Raw genomic sequence first — 22780 nt, 5'->3', positions numbered from 1 at the left:
GTAGACTCCTTATCTAATATTATTTATTACTTTAGGACCGTCATCTTCACCAACTACTACAGTATTAACAATGTCTAGGAATAGACCGTGTGCAACGATACCGACTTGTTTATCCAACCAATCAGCCAATAGGTGAGGATGTGGAATTGAACCGACATATAAATCTATGATGTAGTTTTTATTGTGAGTTAAAACTTTGTTGCCATTATCATCTAATCTAAATTTTGGTTTTAGTTTTTCTTTATCAAGATCTTGGAAAGTTTTTTCACAGCCAAATGGGATAACTTCCAATGGAAGAGGGAAGCTACCAAGTTCATCTGCCATCTTTGATTTATCAACAATCCAGATGTTTTTTGTTGAGTTAGTAGCAACCATTTTTTCTAGTAAGTGAGCGGCACCGCCACCTTTGATACCTTGAAAGTTTTTGTCAATTTGATCAGCGCCGTCGATAGTTACGTCGATGTGATCAACATCGTTCAAGTCTTTCATAGGAATGCCTAGTTCTTTTGCTTGTTTTGAAGATCTGGAAGAAGTAGAGACACCAACGATATTTTTGATTTCTCCATTTTGATAACGTCGGCCTAGTTCTTCAATCATGAAATAAACAGTAGAACCAGTACCTAGTCCGACGATTGAGTCACTTTCGATGAAATCAACTGACTTAATACCAACTGCTTTCTTTAGTTCATCTTGATTCATAATTAATTCTCCTTCTCCAAATTTTCAAGATATTCAGGTGTTAAAACATCATGAAGTTCTGGATCTTCTTTTATTTTTCTCTTAGCAAATGGACAGATAGGAATGATTTTTAAATCATTTTCTCGAGAAAATTGAATAACTTTATCCAATAATTGCATAGCTAATCCTTGTCCACGATAAGCTGGATCTACAACGGTATGATTGATAGAAATTGTATGATCATTGACATATGTAAAGTCAATTTCACCAATTAATTCACCATCATCTTCAAAGAAGTATCTTAGTTCATCTTGTTTTAATTCCATGAAATACCTCCATATTTTATTTATATCAATATATTACAATATTATAAGAATAAAGTCAGGGGATGTAATAGTTTTATAAATGTTTAAATATGCTATTATTTTAATATTATGAATATAGAGGTGAGTACTTTGTCTAAGACACGTGGATTTGAAGTTGTAACTAAGTTTCAAGATCAGAATATAAATTTACCAAAGCGCCAAACAAAGAATGCTGCTGGTTATGATATTGAGTGTGCTAAAGATACGGTAGTTCCTTCTATTTGGAAAAATGGTGTGTTCAACGTCATCAAACTTCTTTTAAACAAAAAGGAAATTCAAGAAGATAATTTGGCAAAATCGATCAAACCAGTATTAGTACCCACGGGACTAAAATCTTATATGCAAGAAGACGAAGTTTTGATTCTAGCTTGTCGCTCAAGTAATCCTTTAAAAAGAGGACTATCCTTGCCAAATGGTATTGGTGTGATTGATTCAGATTATTATAATAATGAATCCAATGAGGGCGAAATTTTTGTACAATTGATTAACTTTTTCCCCAAAGATGTAACAATCAAAAAGGGTGAACGTATTGCTCAAGGTATTTTTATTAAGTATTTAAAAACAGATAACGATTTAAATGATGGAGACGATAGAACTGGTGGTTTTGGTTCATCCGGTTTAAATTAGAAAGGATCAATGAATGGCAAAAGCAAAAAATAAATTTGTTTGTCAAAGTTGTGGATATGTTTCTCCAAAGTATTTGGGAAGATGTCCTAATTGTGGAGCTTGGAATCAAATGATTGAAGAGGTCGAAAGACCGGTAGATTCTAGTGCTACTCCTAGTAGAAGAACAAGTGACACATCAGTAAAAGCTGTCAAGCTACATGATGTCAGTTTTGAAGAAGAACCAAGAGTACAGACACAGCTCTCTGAGCTTAATCGTGTTCTAGGTGGTGGAGTGGTTCAAGGTTCATTGGTATTGATCGGTGGAGATCCAGGTATTGGAAAATCAACACTACTCATGCAGGTATCTGGACAGCTTCAAAAGACTGGTGGCAAAGTATTATACGTATCTGGTGAGGAAAGTGCATCACAAATTAAGATGCGTGCTACAAGATTAGGTATCGAAGGCGATGAATTATACATCTATCCTCAAACTGACATGAGTTACATTAGAAATACAATAGAAGAAATCAAGCCCAATTATCTAATCATTGATTCAGTTCAAACTATGGACGAACCAGAAATATCATCAGCTGTTGGATCAGTGTCACAAATTCGTGAAGTTACCGCAGAATTGATGAATATTGCTAAACAACAAAATATTACAGTTTTTGTTGTAGGTCACGTTACCAAAGGTGGAGCTATCGCTGGTCCTAAAGTATTAGAGCATATGGTTGATACTGTTTTGTATTTTGAAGGTGACACACACCACAGTTACAGAATACTTAGATCAGTCAAAAATCGTTTTGGTTCGACAAATGAAATAGGTATTTTTGAAATGCAAAATGAAGGTTTAGAGGAAGTATCTAATCCTTCAGAGATATTTTTAGAAGAACGATTGAAAGATTCTAATGGTTCAGCGGTTGTTGTTTCTATGGAAGGTACTAGACCGATTTTGGTTGAAGTTCAATCCTTGATTGCTCCAACTATTTTTGGAAATGCTAAACGAACTGCTACAGGATTAGATCATAATCGAGTATCCGTTATTATGGCAGTTCTGGAAAAACGTGGAAACTTGATGCTTCAAAATCAAGATGCATATCTAAAATCAACCGGTGGTGTGAGATTGGACGAACCAGCAATTGATTTGGCATTGGCTATGTCTATTGCTTCCAGCTACAAGAATCAAGGAATTAAGCCAGACGATTGTTTTGTTGGTGAAGTTGGTTTAACTGGAGAGATTCGCCGAGTAGATCGTATTCAACAACGAGTTCAAGAAGCTGAAAAATTGGGCTTTAAGAGAATATTTGTACCAAAAAATAATATTGGTAAATGGACTTCGGAAAATAGTATTCAAGTTATAGGTGTTGATACAATATCGGATGCGATGAATAAAATTTTCGGTTAATCCTATAAAATTTAATGATTAATAGTATAATTTACAGTAATTGTTTGTAATTTAAGATATTAAGGGGTAAATATAATGGCATCAAATTCAGATAATAAAGTTCGAGTAAGATATGCTCCAAGTCCTACAGGACATTTACATATTGGAAATGCTAGAACTGCTATTTTTAACTACTTGTTTGCAAGACACCTAAAAGGAACATTTGTTATTCGTATCGAAGATACAGATACAAAGCGTAATGTAGAGGGTGGAGAAGAGAGTCAACTAGATAATCTAAAGTGGCTTGGCGTTGATTGGGATGAAGGTCCAGATAAGGGTGGTGACTTTGGTCCCTACCGTCAATCAGAAAGAAAAGATATCTACCAGAAATATATTCAAGAGTTGTTAGACAAGGGTCTAGCATACGAATCATATCTATCTGAAGAAGAATTAGCTCAAATGCGTGAAGATCAAGAATCTCGCGGAGAAATGCCACATTATGAATATGAATTTGCAGGAATGTCTGAAGATGAAAAAGCTTCTAAAATTGCTGCTGCTAAGGAAGCAGGCATCAAACCTGTAGTAAGAATTCACATACCAGAAGGCAAGACATACGTATGGGATGACATCGTAAAAGGTGAGGTTTCAATCGATGGTGATACTATCGGAGGAGATTGGGTTATCCAAAAACGTGACGGTATGCCAACATATAATTTTGCGGTAGTAATTGATGATCATCTGATGGAAATCAGTCACGTTCTTCGTGGTGATGATCACGTAGCCAACACTCCAAAACAATTGATGATTTATGAAGCTCTAGGTTGGGAAGCTCCTCAGTTTGGACACATGACACTTATCATCAACACAGAAACAGGTAAAAAATTAAGTAAACGTGATGAGTCAATACTTCAATTTATTGAACAATATCGTTCATTGGGCTACTTACCAGAAGCAATGTTCAACTTCATTACATTGCTAGGCTGGTCACCAGTAGGTGAGGAAGAAATTTTCAATAAGAAACAATTCATTAAAATATTTGATGAAAAACGTTTGAGTAAATCACCTGCTAAATTCGATCAAAAGAAATTAGAATGGGTAAATAATCAATACGTTAAAACTGCTGACGTAAGTGAAATTACTGATTTGGTTTTAATAAACCTTATTGAAGCTGGACGTGTTGAAAAAAATCCTTCAAATGAAACAATTCAATGGATTAGACATATGGTTGAGCTATACATGCCTCAAATGTCTTACACACAAGAGATTGTTGAACTTTCCGATATCTTCTTTGAACAACCAGAACAATTAACAGATGATGAACAAGCTGAATTACAAAATGATGATGCTAAAGCTGTGATTGAAGATTTAGCTAAGAAGTTAGAAGAGTTAGATCGATTTACTGCTACTCAAATCATGAAAGCTATCAATTCTGTTAAAGAAGATGTTGGTGTTAAGGGACGTAAGTTATTTATGCCTGCCAGAATAGCTGCTACACGTACAATGCATGGTCCAGCTATTGGAGAAACAATTGAATTATTTGGAAAAGAACAAGTACTCAAGAATATTAAAAAGACTCTTGAACAAATGAAATAGGAAAAAGGTTCGAGGTAATTGCCTCAAACCTTTTTTTATAGGTAAAAGATATGCTAAAAATGTATAATACGCTAACTCGTGAAAAAGAAGAATTTCATAGTATTGAAGAAAATAAAATCAGTATGTATGTCTGTGGACCAACAGTTTACAATTATATTCATATTGGAAATGCTCGTTCGATAGTTTCTTTTGATACAATCAGAAAATATCTAGAACACATTGGTTATGATGTAAACTTTGTATCTAATTTTACAGATGTTGATGACAAAATTATTAATGCTGCTAATTCTGAAGGTATAACTACACAAGAATTATCTGATAAATACATCAAGGCCTTTTATGAAGATATTGACGCAATAAATGTTGATCATGCCACTATGAACCCACGCGCGACAGAGCACATTGGAGATATTATTTCATTCATTGAAGGATTGATTGAAAAAGAATACGCCTATGTTTCTGATGGGGATGTTTTTTATCGTGCTAGAAAATTTAGTAATTATGGTCAGCTTTCTGATCAAAATATTGATGAATTAGAACAAGGTGCCAGTGATCATATTTCTTCTGATGAATTTTCTAAGAAGGAAGATCCTATCGATTTTGCTCTTTGGAAAAGTGCCAAAGATGGAGAAGTCAGTTGGGAATCTCCATGGGGAAATGGTAGACCAGGTTGGCATATCGAATGTTCAGTAATGTCTACTAAATATCTCGGTAAAACATTTGATATTCATGGTGGTGGACAAGATCTAGAGTTTCCACATCATGAGAATGAAATTGCTCAAAGTGAGGCATTAACAGGACAAAAATTCGTTAATTATTGGCTACACAATGGTTTTGTGACGGTTGAAAATAACGAAAAAATGAGTAAGTCATTAGGAAACTTTGTAACTGTTCATGATCTTGTTCAAGAGATGGATCCACAAGTTTTGAGATTCTTCTTATCATCTACACATTATCGCCGTCCAGTAGAATATTCCAAAGCAAACTTGGAAAAAGCAAGTGATAATTTGGATAAAATCAAGACTTCATACAGCAATTTGAAGTTTAGATTAGATAAATCTCAAGAAATTGCTGCAAAATTGGATCAACAATTATTTGATGTAAAAACAAAATTCGTGGAATCCATGAATGATGATTTTAATGTTCAAAATGCTCTGACGGCAATATTTGACTTAGTATCCATTTCAAATAATTATATTGATGGCTCAGAAGTTTCTAAAACAGATATTGAAAACTTAATGAATTTAATGCAAGAAATGATGAATATTTTTGGAATCAAGTTAAATTCTGAAGAATCCTTGTCAGATGATATTCAGACAATGGTAGATCAAAGAGATGAAGCGCGTGCAAATAAAGATTTTGCAACAAGTGATTTATTACGAGACAAACTAAAGGATATGGGTGTAATTCTTGAAGATACACCACAAGGAACTCGGTGGAGAATAGATGGTTAATGTTAAACAGTTAAATGGCGTAACTCTTGCATACCTTGGTGACGCGGTTTACGAAGTTTTAATTAGAGAGTATCTAATTAGTCAAAATTTTGTAAAAGTAAATGATTTGCAGAGGAAAGCTACTCATTTTGTTTCGGCTAAAGCTCAAGCATCATTGATAAACTTGATGTTAGAAGAAGGTATTTTAACCGAGGAAGAAGAGCGTGTTTATAAAAATGGTCGCAATTCTAAAAAATATACAAAAGCAAAAAACACAAGTGTAGTAACTTATCATATGTCAACGGGCTTTGAAGCTGTCTATGGGTATTTGGATGTTACTGAACAAAAAGATCGTATTAAAGAATTAACAAACTGGTGTATAAAAAAAGTTGAAGGAGGGGAAACAGATGAACAATAACGAACCCAATGAAACAGAATTAATATTCGGACATCATGCGGTTGTAGAATTATTAAAAGCAGCTACAGCAAGTCAACGTGTAAACAAAGTATTGGTTCAAAAGGATCTCTCTAGTGACAATATCAATGAAGTTAAGGCACTTGCCAAAAGAAGTAAATTAATTGTCCAAGAAGTTCCTAAAAACAAGTTGGATATGATTACTGATAATGGTATTCATCAAGGAATTGCTGCCTATGTTGCGGCGTATGAATATGCAGAATTAGATGATATATTCAAAATAGCTGAATCTAAAAATGAAGATCCATTTATTTTGATACTAGATAAGATAGAAGATCCTCATAATTTAGGATCAATCTTGCGTACAGCTGATGCGGTTGGTGTCCATGGGGTAATCATTCCTAAACATCGCTCTTCAGGTTTAACATCTGTCGTAGCAAAAACCTCAACAGGAGCTATTGAGCATGTTCCGGTAGTCAGAGTGACTAATCTAGTCAACACAATAAATGATTTGAAAAAGAAAAATATTTGGATTTTTGGTACAGCCATGGAAGGCGATAATTACCGTCAATGGAATGCAAAGGGTGGCATTGCTTTGATCATTGGTAACGAGGGTAAGGGTATTTCTCCACTTGTTTTGAAACAGGTAGATCAGACCTTGAGTATTCCAATGGTAGGACATGTTCAAAGTTTGAATGCCTCAGTAGCAACAGGAGTATTGTTGTATCAAGCGTTTGCCTCGCGTAATTCATAAAACTGTTTAAAAAGATAGATACTATAAAATAGTATCTATCTTTTTATATATACGATTTTTGATAGGGATAATAATTTCATTATGATAAATTGAATTTAGATAAGTTGTTCATAAAAGAGAAGGACTTTTATGAATACAGAAGAATTATGTTTAATAGATTCAGTTAAAAAATGGAATTGTTCGGGTTCATTAGAAAAACTGGTTTGCAAATACAAACCAATGATCGAGAGTTTGTATCAAAGTTATAATATTAATGGTTTTGATAAAGATGATTGGTACCAAGAGGCCTTTATAGTTTGTCATCAGACATGTATTAGTTTCAACGGTGACAATGGTTCTAAATTCGGTAGTTTCTTCAAATTGAAATTTAAGCACCATATTATTGATATGATTCGTAAAGAAAATGCTAACAAGAGAGTGGCTAATCAAGGTACATCATCTTACGATATGCTGACAGAAGATAATATTCCGTCACCAGTTATCAGAGTATCGCATGAAGAATCCAGAGGATTTACACCTCAGTTTGAAAAAGCATTAGAAAAATTAAGTGATGTAGAATTGATCTCATTCAACTATCTTCTAGGTGATATTGCCTTTGAAGATGCTTGCAAAAAGGCACGTTGCACAGAAGATCAGATGCACCGAGCAATAAATAGATGCCAAATCAAATTGAAAAATATGATATTTGATAACAAATAATAAAGATTGTGATAGACTTTTTTGCCGATTCGAATTACAATATAAAAGATATATTTCAGTTCTATACAGGAGAGTAAGATGTCACTTAGAAAAGTAGCTTTAGCATGTAGCATCTGCGGCTCTAGAAATTATTCCATTACTGAGAATAAGGATAGAACTGCTAGGCTAGAAGTTAAAAAGTTTTGCAAACATTGTGGAAAGCACACTTTGCATAAAGAAACACGATAGTGGAGGATCACATGAGATTATTTAAGTTTTTTGGAAGTGTAATAGATGAAATGAAGTTGGTTGTTTGGCCAACATACAAAGAAAATAGAAGAGATACAACAACAGTTATCGCAACATCTGTTATGTATGGAATTTTCTTTGCAATTATCGATTGGATACTATTGTTTGTACTTCAACACCTAATTATGGGTAAATAATTACAATTGAAAAGATTAGCAAAATTTGCTATTATAAAGAACAAGCGAGAAAACTTCGAATATATTCGAAGTTTTTTTTATTTTGATTTTTTCGGAGGAAAGTTATGTCAGATGCAGCTTCAAAAAACTGGTATGTTCTTCATACATATTCAGGATATGAAAACAAAGTTAAAGAAAATCTAGAGTCTCGTGCTCAATCAATGGGTATGGAAGATTACATCTTCCGTACAGCAGTTCCTGAAGAGGAAGAGACAGAAGTAAAAAATGGTAAAACAAAAACAGAAATGAAAAAAACATTTCCCGGTTATGTTTTAGTTGAAATGGTTATGTCAGATGAATCATGGTTCGTTGTTCGTAATACACCGGGTGTTACTGGATTTGTTGGTAGTCACGGATCAGGTAGTAAACCAGCACCACTACTTCCAGAAGAAGTAGATCACATTCTAAATGACTTAGGCGTAAACAAAGTAGCTAACACTGACTTTGAAGAAGGCGAAACTGTCACAATTAAAGACGGTGCATTCGCTAACATGTCTGGTAAAATCACAGAAGTTGATCAAGAACACAGCAAGTTAAAAGTTGACGTTGATATGTTTGGACGTATGACTAGTGCTGAAGTTGATTTTGATTCAGTAGAAAAATAATAAATAGCATTGATAATAAAAACATACCATGATAAACTTATCAGGTATGTTTTTTGTACATGTGGGAGAGGAAATTTCTATCCTCATCGGAACCACATCACGGAATAAGGAGGTATGCACCGTGGCTAAAAAAGTTGCTAACGTTGTTAAATTACAAATTCCTGCAGGACAAGCTACTCCAGCTCCACCAGTAGGTCCAGCTCTAGGTCAAGCTGGTATTAATATTGTTGAATTCACAAAAGATTTCAACGCACGTACACAAGACCAAAACGGAATGTTAATTCCAGTTGTTATCTCAGTATATGAAGATCGTTCATTTGACTTCATTACTAAGACACCACCAGCTGCAGTTCTATTGAAGAAAGCTGCTGGCGTACAAAGTGGTTCAGGTGAACCTAACACAAAGAAAGTTGCTACTGTAACTTCTGACCAAGTTCGCGAAATTGCCGAAACCAAAATGAAAGACCTAAACGCAGGTAGCGTTGAAGCTGCTATGAGTATGGTCGCTGGTACTGCAAGAAGTATGGGCTTCGAAGTCGAAGGCTAGACTTTAAACAATCGCAGATACAAAGTATGTGAAAGCATTCTTAACAAGTGGGAGGGGTAAAACCCAATGGACCACTACGCAAGGAGGAACTTAGCATGGCTAAGCATGGAAAAAAATATAATGAAGCGCTTAAACAAGTAGATAAGGCAAAAACTTATGATACTGTTGAAGCAATTGACTTACTTAAAAAAGTAGATTACGCAAAATTCGACGCAACAGTCGAAGTTGCTATTAACTTGGATGTAGATCCAAAACAAGCAGACCAACAAATTCGTGGAGCTATCGTACTACCAAATGGTACTGGTAAAACTTCTCGTGTTGTTGTTTTTGCTGAAGGTGATCAAGCTAAGGCTGCAGAAGCAGCTGGTGCTGATGTTGTTGGTTCTGACGATCTTGTTGACAGAATCAAAGATGGTTGGCTAGACTTTGATGTTGCTGTTGCAACACCACCAATGATGGCCAAAGTTGGTGCTTTAGGACGTGTTCTTGGACCTAAAGGACTAATGCCTAACCCTAAGACTGGTACAGTTACAATGGACGTTACAAAAGCTGTTAACGACATCAAAGCTGGACAAGTTGCTTACCGTGTAGATCCTAATGGATTAATCCATGCACCTATTGGTAAGATTTCATTTGATTCTGCTAAACTAGCAGAAAACTACACAGCTATCTATGAAGCAGTGCTTAAAGCACGTCCAGCTTCATTGAAGGGTACATATATTGAAAGTGTATCAATGACATCAACATTTGGACCTGGTCTAAAATTAAACTTCTAATTGACGGACAGTTTCAAAAATGTTAAATTTATATAGTTAATTTCTACCTAAGACTCAGGTGACTTATGTCTTAATATCCTGCCGAGGCCAGAAGATTGTTAGTTAATCTCTGTGTCTTTGGGCACAGAGATTTTATTTTTTCCGCCCATTTAATGTAGAATTGACTAAATAATAATGGAGGTAAAATTGAATATGAATGAAGCAAATCTTTCTAAGAAACAAGCTCAAGTTGAAGAAGTTGCAGAAATCTTAAAAAGTTCAAAATCACTAATTATTGTTGATTATCTTGGACTTACTGTAGAAGAAGTAACTAACATGCGTGCTGAATTGCGCGAATCAGATTCTTCAATGCTTGTTGTAAAGAATACTATTCTTATAAGAGCAGCTGAAAAAGCTGGTATTGAAGGTCTTTCAGAACACTTTGTTGGACCTACAGCCATTGCATTTTCTTCAGAAGATGCAGTTGCACCAGCTAAAGTATCTGCTAAGTATGCCAACGATGTTGAAGCTCTTGAAATCAAGGGTGGACTTATCGAAGGTAAAGTTGCTGGTCTTGACGAAATTCAAGCTCTTGCAACACTACCAAGCAAAGATGGTCTATTGTCTATGCTTGCATCTGTACTACAAGCTCCAGTTCGCGACTTTGCTATGGTTGTTAAAGCCGTTGCAGAAAAAGGCGACGAACCAGCTGCTTAATTAACAAAAATTATAAAAAATAAACTTTAAATATTTTGGAGGACAAAATAATGGCTTTAGATACAAACAAAATTATCGAAGATTTAAAAACAGCTACAATCCTTGAACTTAACGATCTAGTTAAGGCTATCGAAGAAGAATTTGACGTTACTGCTGCTGCTCCAGTTGCTGCAGGTGCTGCTGCTGCTGATGCAGGTGCAGACAAGGACGAATTTGATGTTGAACTTACTGAAGTAGGTGGCGAAAAAGTTAAGGTTATCAAAGAAGTTCGTGGAATCACAGGTCTTGGTCTAAAAGACGCTAAAGACCTTGTTGATGGTGCACCTAGTGTAATCCAAGAAGGCGTTGCTAAAGATGCTGCTGACGAAATGAAAGCTAAGCTTGAAGAAGTTGGCGCAACTGTAACACTTAAATAATTACCTTTTAAAATCCTCTTTTAGAGGATTTTTTTTTTGCCTAAATGTTATAATTAAAGGACTTATTTAAGGGAGATCAAGATGTCAAATCAATATTTTGAAAATAGCAATTTAGAGCATGAATATAAAGAATTTAGTTTTGATTTGAGAGGCAATAGTTTCAAGTTCACTTCTGATAGTGGTGTATTCTCTCGACAAACAGTTGATTATGGTTCCAGAGTATTGATAGATTCTGTAGATTTTACTGAAGTGCCAGATGGAGCTATCTTGGATGTAGGTTGTGGCTATGGACCTATTGGGTTAGCTTTGGCAAAAGATCAGACTAAGCGTAAAGTAGTCATGTCAGATGTCAATCTAAGGGCTATGGAGCTTGCTCAGAAGAATGCAGACGATAACCAAGTGAACAACATAGAAATAATTGAATCTAGTGTCTATGATGCTATAACTGGCAGTTATGCTGTTGTGGTTTCCAATCCACCCATTAGAGCTGGGAAAAATATAGTCTCTGAAATTATTTCTGGTGCAAAAGATCATCTTTTAGAAAATGGTCATTTGTACATAGTTATTCAAAAGAAGCAAGGTGCTCCTTCCGCTAAAAAGTTGATGAAAGAAACATATGGAAATGTTGAGATTGTCAAGAAGGATAAGGGATACTACATTCTTAGGAGTGTGAGATAGATCATGTTTTCAGAATTAGAAAATATCCAGTTCATGAAATTGGCAATTGATGAGGCAAATAAAGCAAAAGATAAGTTAGAAGTTCCTATCGGCTGTGTGATTATAGATAATAACAGTAAAGAGATTATTTCTACTGGGTACAACGAAAGAGAAGAAACTCAAAATGCACTCAAACATGCAGAACTAATTGCGATAGAGAACGCTTGTAGGTTAAAGAAAAACTGGCGATTAGAAAATACAACTCTGTACGTGACACTTGAACCTTGTCCAATGTGTGCTGGAGCTATAATTAATAGTAGAATTCCAAATGTAGTTTTTGGTGCAAGTGATCCTAAAGCTGGATCAGTAGGAACAATCAATAATTTATTAGCTGAGCCAAAGTATAATCATCATGCTGAATATACTTCTGGTGTTCTTGAAGATGAGTGTGCAGATTTGTTGAGAAACTTTTTTAAAAATATACGCTCTAAAAAGTAGCAATATAGAATGTAGTATAGTATTATATAAGTTGCCGCAAGGCCTTGGGGCAATGGCTCTCTTATGAATCGTGTCAGATTCGGAAGAAAGCAGCACTAAGTAAGTGGAACCATGTGCTCTTTGTTTATGAATATTAACACTCCTAATCTTTTAGATTAGGAGTTTTTTTGTGGTAAAATTTAACTATTATACAAAAAAAGAGGATACAAAATGTCATATCAAGCTCTTTATCGTGTTTGGCGTCCACAGGTATTTTCTGATGTTATCGGACAAGATGTTATAACACAGACATTAAAAAATGCAGTAGCTAATAATATGACCAGTCACGCATATTTATTCAGTGGACCTAGAGGAACTGGAAAAACTTCCTGTGCCAAGATTTTGGCAAAAGCTGTTAACTGTTTGAATCCAAAAGATGGCGAACCTTGTAATGAATGTCAAATTTGTTTGGAAGCAAACGAAAATAGATTAAATGATGTTATCGAAATTGATGCTGCTTCTAATAATGGTGTCGAAGAAATTAGAGATATCCGAGACAAGGTAAAATATGCTCCTACAGAAGCAAAGTTCAAAGTTTATATTATTGATGAGGTACATATGTTATCTCAAGGAGCTTTCAATGCATTATTGAAAACATTGGAAGAACCACCTGCAAACGTAATATTTATTCTGGCAACAACTGAACCACAGAAAATACCAGCAACTATTATGTCTAGAACTCAAAATTTTGAGTTCAGAAGAATCTCTAATCGTTCAATTTTAGAACGAATGAAATTTATATTAGATGACAAAAATATAGATTACGATTCTCAAGCCTTAGAAATTATTTCAGAAGCTGCAGAAGGTGGAATGCGTGATGCATTGAGTATTTTGGATCAAGCATTATCGCTTGGCGATGACAAAGTAACATTGAGTAATGCTCAAGAAGTCACTGGAGCCTTGAGTAATGAACAAATATTTACATATATGGAATCTATTGCAAATGCAGATACATCACAAGCACTGAAATCTATGTACTCTATTCTAGAGAGTGGTAGATCGCCATTACGATTTACTGAAATGATTATTAAAGTATGTCGTAATATGATTTTAAAGAATTCCAACACAGATTTAGAGGGAATATCTTCAAATTCACTTGAAAATGAATTAGAACCTTTAAATAACAAGTTTGATAATAATCAGCTATTTTATATAGTTGATCAAGTCAGTCAAACACAAAAGAATCTCAAAAATTCCAATCAAACTGATATTTATATGGAGATTTTGACAGTAAAAATATCTAAACCACATTTAGAAGAACCACAAAAAGTATCTAGTGAACCAGTTGATAATAAAGAAATTGAATCTTTGATTAATCAAGTATCAAAACTAGAAAAACAATTAAGCGAAATTTCCAATAACTCCAATATTCAACCAGTAAAAACTGTTAAAACTGTTACATCCAAACCAAAATCAAAACGCAATGCACTTAATAGAACCGCAATGTATAAAATATTAGGTGACGCAAGTAAGGAAGATCTAACAGAAATTAAAGAAATATGGGTTGATCTACTTACAATGTTGGCACCTTCTAAAAAAGCAATGATGCAAGTTTCAGAACCTGTTGCAGCTTCAAAATCAGGTGTGGTTGTGCAGTTTGACTATGCTATGTGGTATGAACAAGTTCGAGAGGATGATGAGTTAATGGCATCATTAAGCGACAATGTTGCCAAGCTACTAAAAAAAGATTTGGAAATTGTTTTAGTGCCAAGAGATGATTGGCCAACTATTCGTGAAGAATATATTAAAAATAATATTGATTTATCTAGTGGTAAAAATGTAAAATCTAAGGTAGACGAAACAAACACAACTGATACTGTTGTCGATGAAGCTTTGAATCTTTTTGGAGATGGAATAGTTGAAGTTAGTGATGACTAGGAGGATATAACTATGGCAAAAATGCCTAATATGGGTGGCATGGGAAACATGGCCAACATGATGAAACAAGCACAAAAAATGCAAAAACAAATGATGGATGCTCAAGAACAGATGAAAAATGCTGAATACACAGGTTCATCATCTCAAGATCTTGTAGTTGCCAAAGTGAATGGTGAACACAAACTTCTTGATCTAAAAATTGATCCAAAGATAATCGATCCAGAAGATCCAGATCTATTACAAGATATGATTGTTGATGCTGTTGGAAATGCTATTAACAAAGCGCTTAAGGAACAAGAATCTGCACTAGGACAATATACTAACGGTTTATTCTAATGAAATATCCAGAACCCATTAATAAATTAATTGAAAGTTATAGTTTATTACCAGGTATTGGAATAAAAACCGCTACACGTATGGCTTTTTATACGTTAGGAATGACTGAAACTTCAGTAAAAGAATTTGCTGATAACTTGGTTTCTGCGAAGACAAATATTCACAGTTGCAGTATTTGTGGAAATATCACTACTGAAGATACATGTGAGATTTGTCAGGATGCTACTAGAGATCAGAATACTATTTTGGTAGTAGAACAAGTGAAAGATATTATTGCTATCGATGATATGAATACGTATAACGGTTTGTACCATGTATTAGGTGGTGTTATGTCTCCCGTGGATGGAATTGGTCCAGACGACCTTAATATTAAGTTATTGATCAATCGTTTAAGAGAACATAGTGAAGTGAAAGAACTTATTATTGCAACTAATGCTACTCCAGAAGGTGAGTCAACAGCTCAATATTTAGCTAAATTAGTTAAACCTTCAGGAATAAAAGTAACAAGATTAGCTCACGGATTATCTGTTGGGTCTGATATTGAATATGCTGATGAAATGACACTAAAAAGTGCTGTTTTAGGTCGTAGGGAGTTATAATGTTTGGACGAAAATTGAATGTTCATAAATTGGAAAATGATAGATTGTTGGATTATATTCATCAGTTACAAAATCAAATTTCATATCAAAAACGTATCAATGATGCCTCAATTGAGTTGAGTCAAGAGTCAATGCTAAAGTATCGTTTAGATAAAATGAAACACCAATATTTATATTTGGAAGCGCGTCGTAGAAATGCTAAGGCAAAAGAGACATCAAATATTATTTATGGTGATTCAGATACTTTCTTTCAACAACCTAATCAATACGATAAACATTGGTAAAAAAGAAAACGCCTATTTATAAAAAACAAATAGGTGTTTTTTTGTACCGTTTTCCTTTAAAATATAAACTATTAACTTAAGAGGTATTAGAAATGACAGGTATTTTTATTTCTTTCGAAGGTCCAGATGGAGCGGGAAAGACCACAGCATTAAATAATTTATTACCATTATTAAAATCCAAGACTGATCAAGAAATTGTATTATCTCGTGAACCCGGTGGTAGTGAAATTGCCGAAAAAATTCGAGAGATTATTTTAACAATTCATGATGAGCAGATGGATGCTAGAACTGAGGCATTATTGTATGCTGCATCTAGAAGACAGCATTTGGTAGATGTAATCTTACCTGCGATTGAGCAAAATAAGATTATGCTTAGTGATCGATTCGTTGATAGCTCTATTGCATATCAGGGAGCTGGAAGAATGATAGGTACCAAAGAAGTTGCTGAAATCAATGATTTTGCAATTGATGGACAACTACCAGATTTAACGATATATTTTGATATTTCACCTGAGATAGGACTTTCTAGAATAAAAAAAGATCACCAAGAACAAATGGATAGATTAGAACAAGAAAAGCTGCCTTTCCATGAAAGAGTTCATGAAGCTTATCTAGAATTACTTAAGAATAATCCCGAAAGAATCAAAAAAATCGATGCTACCCAATCACTAGATAAAGTTGTTGCTGATACTTTAAAAGTTATTACTGATAGATTTCCAAGTGAATTTAATTTAGGAGGATAGAATTATGAAAGTTATTTTAGCAATTGTTCAAGATAAAGATAGCCAAGATCTTCAAAAAGGCCTAGTTGATGGAGGCTTTCGATCAACTAAATTAAATACTACAGGAAACTTTTTAAGATCAGGAAATACAACATTCATCATTGGTGTTGAAGAAGATCAAGTTGAGCCTGCTTTGGACGTTATCAGAGATAACTGTCACACAAGAACACAATTTGTTACCTCATCATTTATTCTTCCAGAAGATGCTATTAATAGTTCAGTGGAAGTACAAGTCGGTGGAGCAACATGCTTTGTATTACCAGTAGATAAATTTGTGAGATTCTAATGACAACAATTACCGAAGAGCAACCTAAGCTTGTTGAAGAATTTCAAAATATCATCAATACTAATATGCTTTCACATGCGTATTTGATTGATCAAGCGTCATCAGCCGTTAGAAAAAATATGGCTATCTGGATTGCCCAAAGTCAGTTTTGTCCTAATTGTACTGATGGTTTGCCAGATCAAACTTGTGATAGGTGTGTAGCTATTGCTGAAATGGATAATCCAGATGTACTTGTATTATCAACTGATAAACAAAGTATTGGTGTAGATGATGTTCAATTTTTTAAAAGAGAAGCTAACATGAGTTCTACTCAAGGTGCTTATAAATTTTTAATTATAGAAGAAGCACAAAAACTTACTAATGCAGCTAGCAATAAACTTTTAAAGACTATTGAGGAACCAGAAGGTAGCTTGGTCGTCATACTGTTGGCGCAGAATGCTAACCAACTACTTCCAACAATTATTTCTAGAGTTCAGATTTTTCATCTCTCCAATGAATCAAGTAATTCAGAACTTACATATCTAGTTGAGATGGGATACAATGAACAACTTGCTGAAAAGTTGTTGTCTTTTGTAGATATTAATACGTTATCTAATATTGAACCTGAAGATTGTCAGAAGCTTTTGACAGCAATTATTAATTACCTAAAGCAGTTAAACTCTAAAGATTTGACTGCCTTTATTAGTGTTCAAAAAGATATTATGCCTTTAATAAATAATAAAAATGAACAAGAATTTGTATTTGATGTTTTAAATCAAATCTTTAGCGATATACTTTCTATAAGGTTCAATTTTAAAAATAGTGTCTTAACAAATCAGGATTATTTAGAATCGATTAATATTGATGATATTGTTAGAGACTCAGAGTTTTTATTCATGGCAAAAGAAAAATGGCAAAGTAATGTAGCATTTCAAGCTGCTATGGAAGATTTAACTTTAAAATTATTAGAATAGCAGGTGAGAAGATGGCTCAAAATGATCTATATGATGAATTTGAAACCATTTCTAATGAGCTAGATGACCTAACTAAAAGAATTGCTTCTTTAAAAGAAAGATTATCTATTGATTTAGAAGAAAAGGAAGAATTAAAACTTGAGAATAAAAATCTTCGTTCTCATTTGATTAATTCAGGTTTAGATGAAAAGAAAGTTGATAAAAAAACGTTATCAACTTCTCGAAAAAATTTGGAAAAATTATATCAGCAAGGATTTCATGTGTGCCAACAGTTTTATGGCTCACATCGTGATCAAAGTGAAGAGTGTGTTTTTTGCTATGGTGTTATCTATGGTGGACAACCTAAGAATATTAATGAATAAAGGGAGCTTATAGATTGGAAGAACAAAAAAGTTTTGTTGATAATTCTATAGGCTGTCTTTTTTTGGTTCCAACACCTATTGGTAATTTGGAAGATATGACCTATAGAGCAGTGAATACTTTGAATGAAGTTAATTTAATTGCTGCAGAAGATACTAGAAATACTAAAAAATTATTAAATCATTTTGAAATAGAAACTGATCTAATTAGTTTTCACGAGCATAATACCGCACAAAGAATTCCAGAACTCATTGAAAAAATGCAAACTGGAATTAAAATTGCACAAGTAAGTGATGCGGGAACTCCGTCAATTAGCGATCCGGGAAAAGAATTAGTAAAGGCAGCTGTTGAAAATGATATTCCAGTTGTACCATTACCAGGAGCTACGGCTTCTATAACGGCGCTAATAGCTTCAGGATTAAACCCAGAGCACTTCTATTTTTATGGGTTTTTACCACGAAAAGGTAAAGAACGTACAGAACTATTAAATGAAATAGAAAAACGCATAGAACCGACAATTATTTATGAGTCACCATATCGTGTGAAGAAAACAATAGAAGATTTTGTTGAATATTTTGGAGAAAATAGGCAGGTTTCTTTGGCACGTGAACTTACCAAGCTTCATGAAGCTTTTTTAAGAGGTAGTGTTCAAGAAGTTTCTGAATACTATAAAGAGCACGAACCTAAAGGTGAATATGTTATCGTAATCGCAGGAAAGACAGCCGTTGAAGTAAAAGAAAAACCTAACGATGCGCTTATTAAAGATGTTCAAGAGCTTATCGATGATGGTTTGAAGCCTAATCAAGCAATCAAACAAGTAGCTAATCAGAATAATCTAAAAAAACAATTTGTTTATAACTTGTTCCATGAGATTGGAGAATAAAATGACCGAAGTAGTATATACAGAAGAGATAGTACCACCATTTTATGCATTTGATTTTGCAGGTAATATGAAAATTTCATCACTGATTGATACGATGATATTAGCGTCTGAGCATCAGTTGCATGCAGGAAATGCAGGTAGCGATGATATGGTTGAAAAAGGCTTTGGATGGGTTGTTGTCCAGTATCATATGGATATTATAAAGATGCCCCAAAAGGATCAAAAGCTAGTAGTCTCTACTCAAGCAGAAAGTTATAATAAATTTTTCTTGTATCGTAATTTTTGGATTGACGACGAAGAGGGAAATAGATTAGTTACATTGGAAAGTTCTTTCGTAATTTTAGATATCAATCAAAGAAAAATAATTAGTGCTGCCGAAAGTCTTGATAATTTCTTTGGTGCCGAACAAACATCTAAGATTAAGCGATTTGCAAGGTTACCCAAAGTATCTAAAGATGAGTCTGATAACACTAGAGATCAACATATTGGTTATTACAATATTGATATCAATGGTCATGTAAATAACTCGTACTACTTTGATTGGATGTTAGATTCATTAGATATGGAATTTTTAAGCAGCCATCAAGTTGGGAGCGTCGATATAAAATATGAAAAAGAGCTAGATATTGATAGTACTCCAACGGTCTACTCAACATACAATCCTGAGGATATGACAAGTATCCACTGGATTGAAAGTGACAATCAAGAAAATGTCATAGCAAAGATCAGTTGGGAAGATATACCAAGCTAATTTCTATGTAAAGAGTATCTTATGTGGTACTCTTGCTAAGTAAAAAAATATTTGGAGTAGGATTCTAAGCGTTAAGTGCCGATGGAACGGAATGTGAACATTGGACAAAGACACTAGTCGCGACTTAGTTTCCGCATTCGCCAATGTATATATAATAATATTATTTGTGCGTGCTCCTATTTGGAGATGATTAAATATGTCAAAGGGATTAAAGATACAAGAGTTAACATGGATGGCTGTATTAATTGCCATGAACGTGGTATTGAGCAAGTTGGTTATTGGGGTTAGCAACATTATGCAAATCGGTTTTGGATTTGTTGCCTTAGCATTGATAGGTTACTATTTTGGCCCCTTCAAAGCAGCAATTGCCAATGTATTAGCAGATATTATTGCTAACACAGTGTTTCCATCTGTGGGAGGATTCTTTTGGGGATTCACACTTTCAGCGTTAGTAGCTGGAGTTATTTATGGATTGATGTTGCACAATAGAAAAGTAACATTGTTGAATTCATTTTTAACTACATTATTGGTAGTAGTAATTATCAATTTGGGTATGAATACATTATGGATTCATATGATGTATCAGACACCTGTTACAGCTTTATTAGCATCAAGACTTCCTAAGGAAGCACTAAGTTTGATTTACCAAACTGCATTTATATACATAATTTTGCGTTGGGTACAGAATTCAAGATTTAACAAGATAGGCCGTTAGGCCTTTTTTTTGTTTCATGATAATGTGGTAGAATGTTTTTTAGGAAATGTGAGGGATGCATATGAAAGTATTGGCATTTGATACATCTAATAAATTATCGTCAATCGCAATTGTAGAAAATCAGCTGTCTTTAGCTGAAATAAATACTGACGATAAGTTGACGCACAGTATTAATTTATTACCCAATATACAAAAATTGTTGGATGATACAGATTTAGATTTGTCTGATATTGATCGAGTTGTTGTGGCGCAAGGTCCGGGTTCGTATACTGGGCTTAGAATTGCAGTTACAGTGGCTAAAACATTGGCTTATACACTTGAAAAAGAATTAGTAGGAATATCTAGTCTGAAGTTATTGGCTGCAAATGCCAAAGAAGGCCATATTTCAGTGGCACTTATGGATGCAAGAAACGATAATGTTTTTGCAGGAGTATATCAGTCAAAAGATGGTAGTTTGGATAATTTAATTGAAGACCAACATGTTTCTATATATGATCTATTAGACAAATTAAAAATATATCGTGAAGAAGAAATTGATTTCGTCAATGTCAGTGATAATTTGCTAGAAATTATAAAAGAAGCAATGCCTAAAGCAAACATCCTCGATTATGCCAATTCAAAGCCAGATGCTGTGAAATTAGCAAAACTAGGAGAAGTTGAGTCTCCAGTTGCTGATGTAAATACTTTCGTACCGACATACCTTAGAGTTACACAAGCCGAATATGATTGGTTACAAAAAGACAATCATACAGAAAATGGAAATATTTCTTATGTTGAAGAAATTTAGAGAATTATTAGTACCCAATAATACTAAAAATTTAGATTTTACTGAAAAAACGGTAACAGTTAAACAAAATGAACTGATATTACGTAAATCTCGTGTAACCGATACACTTGATTTTATGAGCTTACAAAAAGAAGTTTATGACTATCAACCTTGGCCTGCTCAAATAGTGCAGATGGAATTAAGAAATAAAAAAGCACTTTATCTTTCATTAGAACATAGTAAGAAATTAGTGGGCTTCATTGGTGTTTCGATAGTTAATGATGTAGAAGTTCATATTACTAATATAGCTGTTTCTCCAGACTTCCAAAGACAAGGCATAGGGCATCTATTAATCAATCAAGTTATGGATTATTTTAGAAACCTAGGTTACAAGCAAATGTCTCTTGAAGTTGATACAACAAATACAGATGCTATTCGACTATATGAAGCATTCTCTTTTAATGTTCGTAAATTACAAGAGAAATACTACGTGAAAAATAACCATGATGCTTATGAAATGATTACAGATTTGTAAGGAGTAAAAAGTGCAAAAAGATACAATAATTATGGCGTTTGAAAGTAGCTGTGATGAAACAAGTGTTGCAGTTATTAAAAATGGAAAAGAAATAATGTCAAATATAATTGCTACACAAATCAAGAGTCATCAAAGGTTTGGTGGAGTTGTTCCTGAAGTTGCAAGTAGACATCATGTTGAGCAAATAACTTATTGTATTGATTTGGCAATGGAGGAAGCAGATGTAACCTATGATGATTTAGATGCTGTGGCAGTTACTTATGGGCCAGGATTGGTTGGCTCATTGCTCATTGGAATTATGGCAGCCAAAACTATTGCGTTTGCACATAACTTACCTCTAATACCTGTTAATCATTTAGCAGGACATATTTATTCGGCACAATTTGTGACTGATCTACAATACCCATTTATGTCATTATTAGTATCTGGTGGACACACAGAGATTGTTTTAGTGAAAGCACCAGGTGAGTTTGAAACTCTAGGAGATACTAGGGATGACGCAGTAGGTGAGGCATACGATAAAATAGGTCGTGTCTTAGGCTTGCAGTACCCAGCAGGTAAAACTGTTGATCAAATGTCTGCAAAGGGAAATGACGTCTATGATTTCCCCAGAGCAATGGTTAAAGAAGATAATTTAGACTTTAGTTTTAGTGGCATCAAGAGTGCTTTTATAAATAAGGTGCACAATGCTGAACAAAAAAATGAAGAGTTAAATCAAAATGATCTAGCAGCCAGTTTTCAATCTGCGGTTTTGGATATTTTATCAAATAAATTATTTAGAGCTGTTGAAAAAAATCCTGTCAAACAAATAGTTGTGGCTGGTGGGGTTGCAGCTAATCAAGGACTTAGGAATAGATTGGCAAAAGATATCAAAGATAAAAATCTTGATATAGAATTAGTATTCCCTCCATTGAGATTGTGTGGAGATAACGCTGCTATGATTGGTGCTATTGCACAAATACAATACGAAAAAGGTGACTTTGCTGGTTTAGATTTGAATTCTGATCCAAGCTTAGACTTCTAAAAA

Annotated in this window: 32 protein-coding genes, 1 other RNA gene, 1 riboswitch and 1 other annotated feature; of the genes, 31 read left to right on the top strand and 2 right to left on the bottom strand. The window is 34.1% G+C overall.

Annotated features, from left to right (window positions below; translation table 11 throughout):
- Nucleotides 1-9 precede the first annotated feature (9 nt).
- Complete coding sequence (gene rpiA / locus CS873_RS07215) at nucleotides 10-699, bottom strand: ribose-5-phosphate isomerase RpiA (RefSeq protein ID WP_099975158.1); 690 nt, start codon at nucleotides 697-699, stop codon at nucleotides 10-12.
- Between the two features lie 2 nt (nucleotides 700-701).
- Nucleotides 702-1004 (bottom strand): GNAT family N-acetyltransferase, encoded by a 303-nt coding sequence (locus CS873_RS07210; protein WP_099975157.1) that lies wholly within the window; start codon nucleotides 1002-1004, stop codon nucleotides 702-704.
- A 129-nt stretch (nucleotides 1005-1133) separates the two neighbouring features.
- On the opposite strand from CS873_RS07210, the gene CS873_RS07205 reads away from it, so the two are divergent.
- From CS873_RS07205 to tsaD, 31 genes are all read left to right on the top strand, one after another.
- Nucleotides 1134-1670, top strand: coding sequence for a dCTP deaminase/dUTPase family protein (locus CS873_RS07205; RefSeq protein WP_241685259.1), 537 nt, complete (start codon nucleotides 1134-1136; stop codon nucleotides 1668-1670).
- A 13-nt stretch (nucleotides 1671-1683) separates the two neighbouring features.
- Nucleotides 1684-3054 carry a DNA repair protein RadA gene (gene radA / locus CS873_RS07200; RefSeq protein WP_099975155.1) on the top strand — a complete coding sequence of 457 codons (1371 nt, stop codon included), beginning with the start codon at nucleotides 1684-1686 and terminating at the stop codon, nucleotides 3052-3054.
- A gap of 75 nt (nucleotides 3055-3129) precedes the next feature.
- On the top strand, nucleotides 3130-4626 hold the full coding sequence (gene gltX / locus CS873_RS07195) for a glutamate--tRNA ligase (RefSeq protein ID WP_099975154.1): 1497 nt from the start codon (nucleotides 3130-3132) through the stop codon (nucleotides 4624-4626).
- A 50-nt stretch (nucleotides 4627-4676) separates the two neighbouring features.
- On the top strand, nucleotides 4677-6080 hold the full coding sequence (cysS, locus tag CS873_RS07190; RefSeq protein WP_099975153.1) for a cysteine--tRNA ligase: 1404 nt from the start codon (nucleotides 4677-4679) through the stop codon (nucleotides 6078-6080).
- Nucleotides 6073-6477, top strand: a complete 405-nt coding sequence (locus CS873_RS07185; protein WP_099975152.1) for a Mini-ribonuclease 3 — start codon at nucleotides 6073-6075, stop codon at nucleotides 6475-6477. The genes cysS and CS873_RS07185 overlap by 8 nt, the downstream gene beginning before the upstream one ends.
- Nucleotides 6467-7228 (top strand): 23S rRNA (guanosine(2251)-2'-O)-methyltransferase RlmB, encoded by a 762-nt coding sequence (gene rlmB / locus CS873_RS07180; RefSeq protein ID WP_099975151.1) that lies wholly within the window; start codon nucleotides 6467-6469, stop codon nucleotides 7226-7228. Before CS873_RS07185 ends, rlmB begins: the two co-directional genes overlap by 11 nt.
- 129 nt (nucleotides 7229-7357) lie before the next feature.
- A complete protein-coding gene (locus tag CS873_RS07175) occupies nucleotides 7358-7927 on the top strand; it encodes a sigma-70 family RNA polymerase sigma factor (RefSeq protein ID WP_099975150.1) in 570 nt (189 codons plus the stop codon).
- A gap of 78 nt (nucleotides 7928-8005) precedes the next feature.
- A complete protein-coding gene (gene rpmG, locus CS873_RS07170) occupies nucleotides 8006-8155 on the top strand; it encodes a 50S ribosomal protein L33 (RefSeq protein WP_099975149.1) in 150 nt (49 codons plus the stop codon).
- An 11-nt stretch (nucleotides 8156-8166) separates the two neighbouring features.
- Nucleotides 8167-8352, top strand: coding sequence for a preprotein translocase subunit SecE (secE, locus tag CS873_RS07165; protein WP_099975148.1), 186 nt, complete (start codon nucleotides 8167-8169; stop codon nucleotides 8350-8352).
- A gap of 104 nt (nucleotides 8353-8456) precedes the next feature.
- A complete protein-coding gene (nusG, locus tag CS873_RS07160) occupies nucleotides 8457-8996 on the top strand; it encodes a transcription termination/antitermination protein NusG (RefSeq protein ID WP_099975147.1) in 540 nt (179 codons plus the stop codon).
- 121 nt (nucleotides 8997-9117) lie between these two features.
- Complete coding sequence (rplK, locus tag CS873_RS07155; RefSeq protein ID WP_099975146.1) at nucleotides 9118-9543, top strand: 50S ribosomal protein L11; 426 nt, start codon at nucleotides 9118-9120, stop codon at nucleotides 9541-9543.
- Nucleotides 9544-9638: 95 nt separating this feature from the next.
- Complete coding sequence (gene rplA, locus CS873_RS07150) at nucleotides 9639-10319, top strand: 50S ribosomal protein L1 (RefSeq protein ID WP_099975145.1); 681 nt, start codon at nucleotides 9639-9641, stop codon at nucleotides 10317-10319.
- Between the two features lie 28 nt (nucleotides 10320-10347).
- Nucleotides 10348-10464 (top strand) — a sequence feature (ribosomal protein L10 leader region).
- 47 nt (nucleotides 10465-10511) lie between these two features.
- A complete protein-coding gene (rplJ, locus tag CS873_RS07145; protein ID WP_099975144.1) occupies nucleotides 10512-11015 on the top strand; it encodes a 50S ribosomal protein L10 in 504 nt (167 codons plus the stop codon).
- Between the two features lie 50 nt (nucleotides 11016-11065).
- Nucleotides 11066-11431 (top strand): 50S ribosomal protein L7/L12, encoded by a 366-nt coding sequence (gene rplL / locus CS873_RS07140; RefSeq protein ID WP_099975143.1) that lies wholly within the window; start codon nucleotides 11066-11068, stop codon nucleotides 11429-11431.
- Nucleotides 11432-11512: 81 nt separating this feature from the next.
- Nucleotides 11513-12109, top strand: coding sequence for a class I SAM-dependent methyltransferase (locus CS873_RS07135; protein ID WP_099975142.1), 597 nt, complete (start codon nucleotides 11513-11515; stop codon nucleotides 12107-12109).
- A gap of 3 nt (nucleotides 12110-12112) precedes the next feature.
- Nucleotides 12113-12586 carry a tRNA adenosine(34) deaminase TadA gene (gene tadA, locus CS873_RS07130; RefSeq protein WP_218924898.1) on the top strand — a complete coding sequence of 158 codons (474 nt, stop codon included), beginning with the start codon at nucleotides 12113-12115 and terminating at the stop codon, nucleotides 12584-12586.
- A gap of 41 nt (nucleotides 12587-12627) precedes the next feature.
- An RNA gene (ffs, locus tag CS873_RS07125) (signal recognition particle sRNA small type) lies at nucleotides 12628-12714 on the top strand.
- Between the two features lie 82 nt (nucleotides 12715-12796).
- Complete coding sequence (gene dnaX / locus CS873_RS07120; RefSeq protein ID WP_099975141.1) at nucleotides 12797-14503, top strand: DNA polymerase III subunit gamma/tau; 1707 nt, start codon at nucleotides 12797-12799, stop codon at nucleotides 14501-14503.
- A 12-nt stretch (nucleotides 14504-14515) separates the two neighbouring features.
- Complete coding sequence (locus CS873_RS07115; protein ID WP_099975140.1) at nucleotides 14516-14839, top strand: YbaB/EbfC family nucleoid-associated protein; 324 nt, start codon at nucleotides 14516-14518, stop codon at nucleotides 14837-14839.
- Nucleotides 14839-15438 carry a recombination mediator RecR gene (gene recR, locus CS873_RS07110; RefSeq protein WP_099975139.1) on the top strand — a complete coding sequence of 200 codons (600 nt, stop codon included), beginning with the start codon at nucleotides 14839-14841 and terminating at the stop codon, nucleotides 15436-15438. Before CS873_RS07115 ends, recR begins: the two co-directional genes overlap by 1 nt.
- Nucleotides 15438-15722: a YaaL family protein gene (locus CS873_RS07105; protein ID WP_099975138.1), complete on the top strand. Its 285-nt coding sequence runs from the start codon at nucleotides 15438-15440 to the stop codon at nucleotides 15720-15722. Before recR ends, CS873_RS07105 begins: the two co-directional genes overlap by 1 nt.
- Nucleotides 15723-15814: 92 nt before the next feature.
- A complete protein-coding gene (gene tmk / locus CS873_RS07100; RefSeq protein ID WP_099975137.1) occupies nucleotides 15815-16465 on the top strand; it encodes a dTMP kinase in 651 nt (216 codons plus the stop codon).
- Nucleotides 16466-16469: 4 nt separating this feature from the next.
- Nucleotides 16470-16790, top strand: a complete 321-nt coding sequence (locus CS873_RS07095) for a cyclic di-AMP receptor DarA (protein WP_099975136.1) — start codon at nucleotides 16470-16472, stop codon at nucleotides 16788-16790.
- On the top strand, nucleotides 16790-17743 hold the full coding sequence (locus CS873_RS07090; RefSeq protein WP_099975135.1) for a DNA polymerase III delta subunit-related protein: 954 nt from the start codon (nucleotides 16790-16792) through the stop codon (nucleotides 17741-17743). Before CS873_RS07095 ends, CS873_RS07090 begins: the two co-directional genes overlap by 1 nt.
- A gap of 11 nt (nucleotides 17744-17754) precedes the next feature.
- On the top strand, nucleotides 17755-18105 hold the full coding sequence (locus CS873_RS07085) for an initiation control protein YabA (protein ID WP_099975134.1): 351 nt from the start codon (nucleotides 17755-17757) through the stop codon (nucleotides 18103-18105).
- 14 nt (nucleotides 18106-18119) lie between these two features.
- Nucleotides 18120-18986: a 16S rRNA (cytidine(1402)-2'-O)-methyltransferase gene (gene rsmI, locus CS873_RS07080; RefSeq protein WP_099975133.1), complete on the top strand. Its 867-nt coding sequence runs from the start codon at nucleotides 18120-18122 to the stop codon at nucleotides 18984-18986.
- A gap of 1 nt (nucleotide 18987) precedes the next feature.
- Nucleotides 18988-19737, top strand: coding sequence for an acyl-[acyl-carrier-protein] thioesterase (locus CS873_RS07075; protein ID WP_099975132.1), 750 nt, complete (start codon nucleotides 18988-18990; stop codon nucleotides 19735-19737).
- A gap of 50 nt (nucleotides 19738-19787) precedes the next feature.
- Nucleotides 19788-19882, top strand: a riboswitch (THF riboswitch).
- A gap of 51 nt (nucleotides 19883-19933) precedes the next feature.
- Nucleotides 19934-20452, top strand: a complete 519-nt coding sequence (locus CS873_RS07070) for a folate family ECF transporter S component (RefSeq protein ID WP_099975131.1) — start codon at nucleotides 19934-19936, stop codon at nucleotides 20450-20452.
- Between the two features lie 61 nt (nucleotides 20453-20513).
- The gene (gene tsaB / locus CS873_RS07065; RefSeq protein WP_099975130.1) at nucleotides 20514-21239 is read left to right on the top strand and encodes a tRNA (adenosine(37)-N6)-threonylcarbamoyltransferase complex dimerization subunit type 1 TsaB; all 726 of its coding nucleotides are present in this window, start codon (nucleotides 20514-20516) and stop codon (nucleotides 21237-21239) included.
- Nucleotides 21223-21753, top strand: coding sequence for a ribosomal protein S18-alanine N-acetyltransferase (gene rimI, locus CS873_RS07060; RefSeq protein WP_169922466.1), 531 nt, complete (start codon nucleotides 21223-21225; stop codon nucleotides 21751-21753). The genes tsaB and rimI overlap by 17 nt, the downstream gene beginning before the upstream one ends.
- A gap of 10 nt (nucleotides 21754-21763) precedes the next feature.
- Nucleotides 21764-22777 carry a tRNA (adenosine(37)-N6)-threonylcarbamoyltransferase complex transferase subunit TsaD gene (gene tsaD, locus CS873_RS07055; protein ID WP_099975128.1) on the top strand — a complete coding sequence of 338 codons (1014 nt, stop codon included), beginning with the start codon at nucleotides 21764-21766 and terminating at the stop codon, nucleotides 22775-22777.
- Nucleotides 22778-22780 lie beyond the last annotated feature (3 nt).

Source organism: Companilactobacillus metriopterae (assembly GCF_002762335.1).
In the GTDB taxonomy this organism is placed as follows: domain Bacteria; phylum Bacillota; class Bacilli; order Lactobacillales; family Lactobacillaceae; genus Companilactobacillus; species Companilactobacillus metriopterae.
Note: the sequence above shows the minus strand (reverse complement) of the source record. Positions and strands in the feature narration are given on the sequence as shown.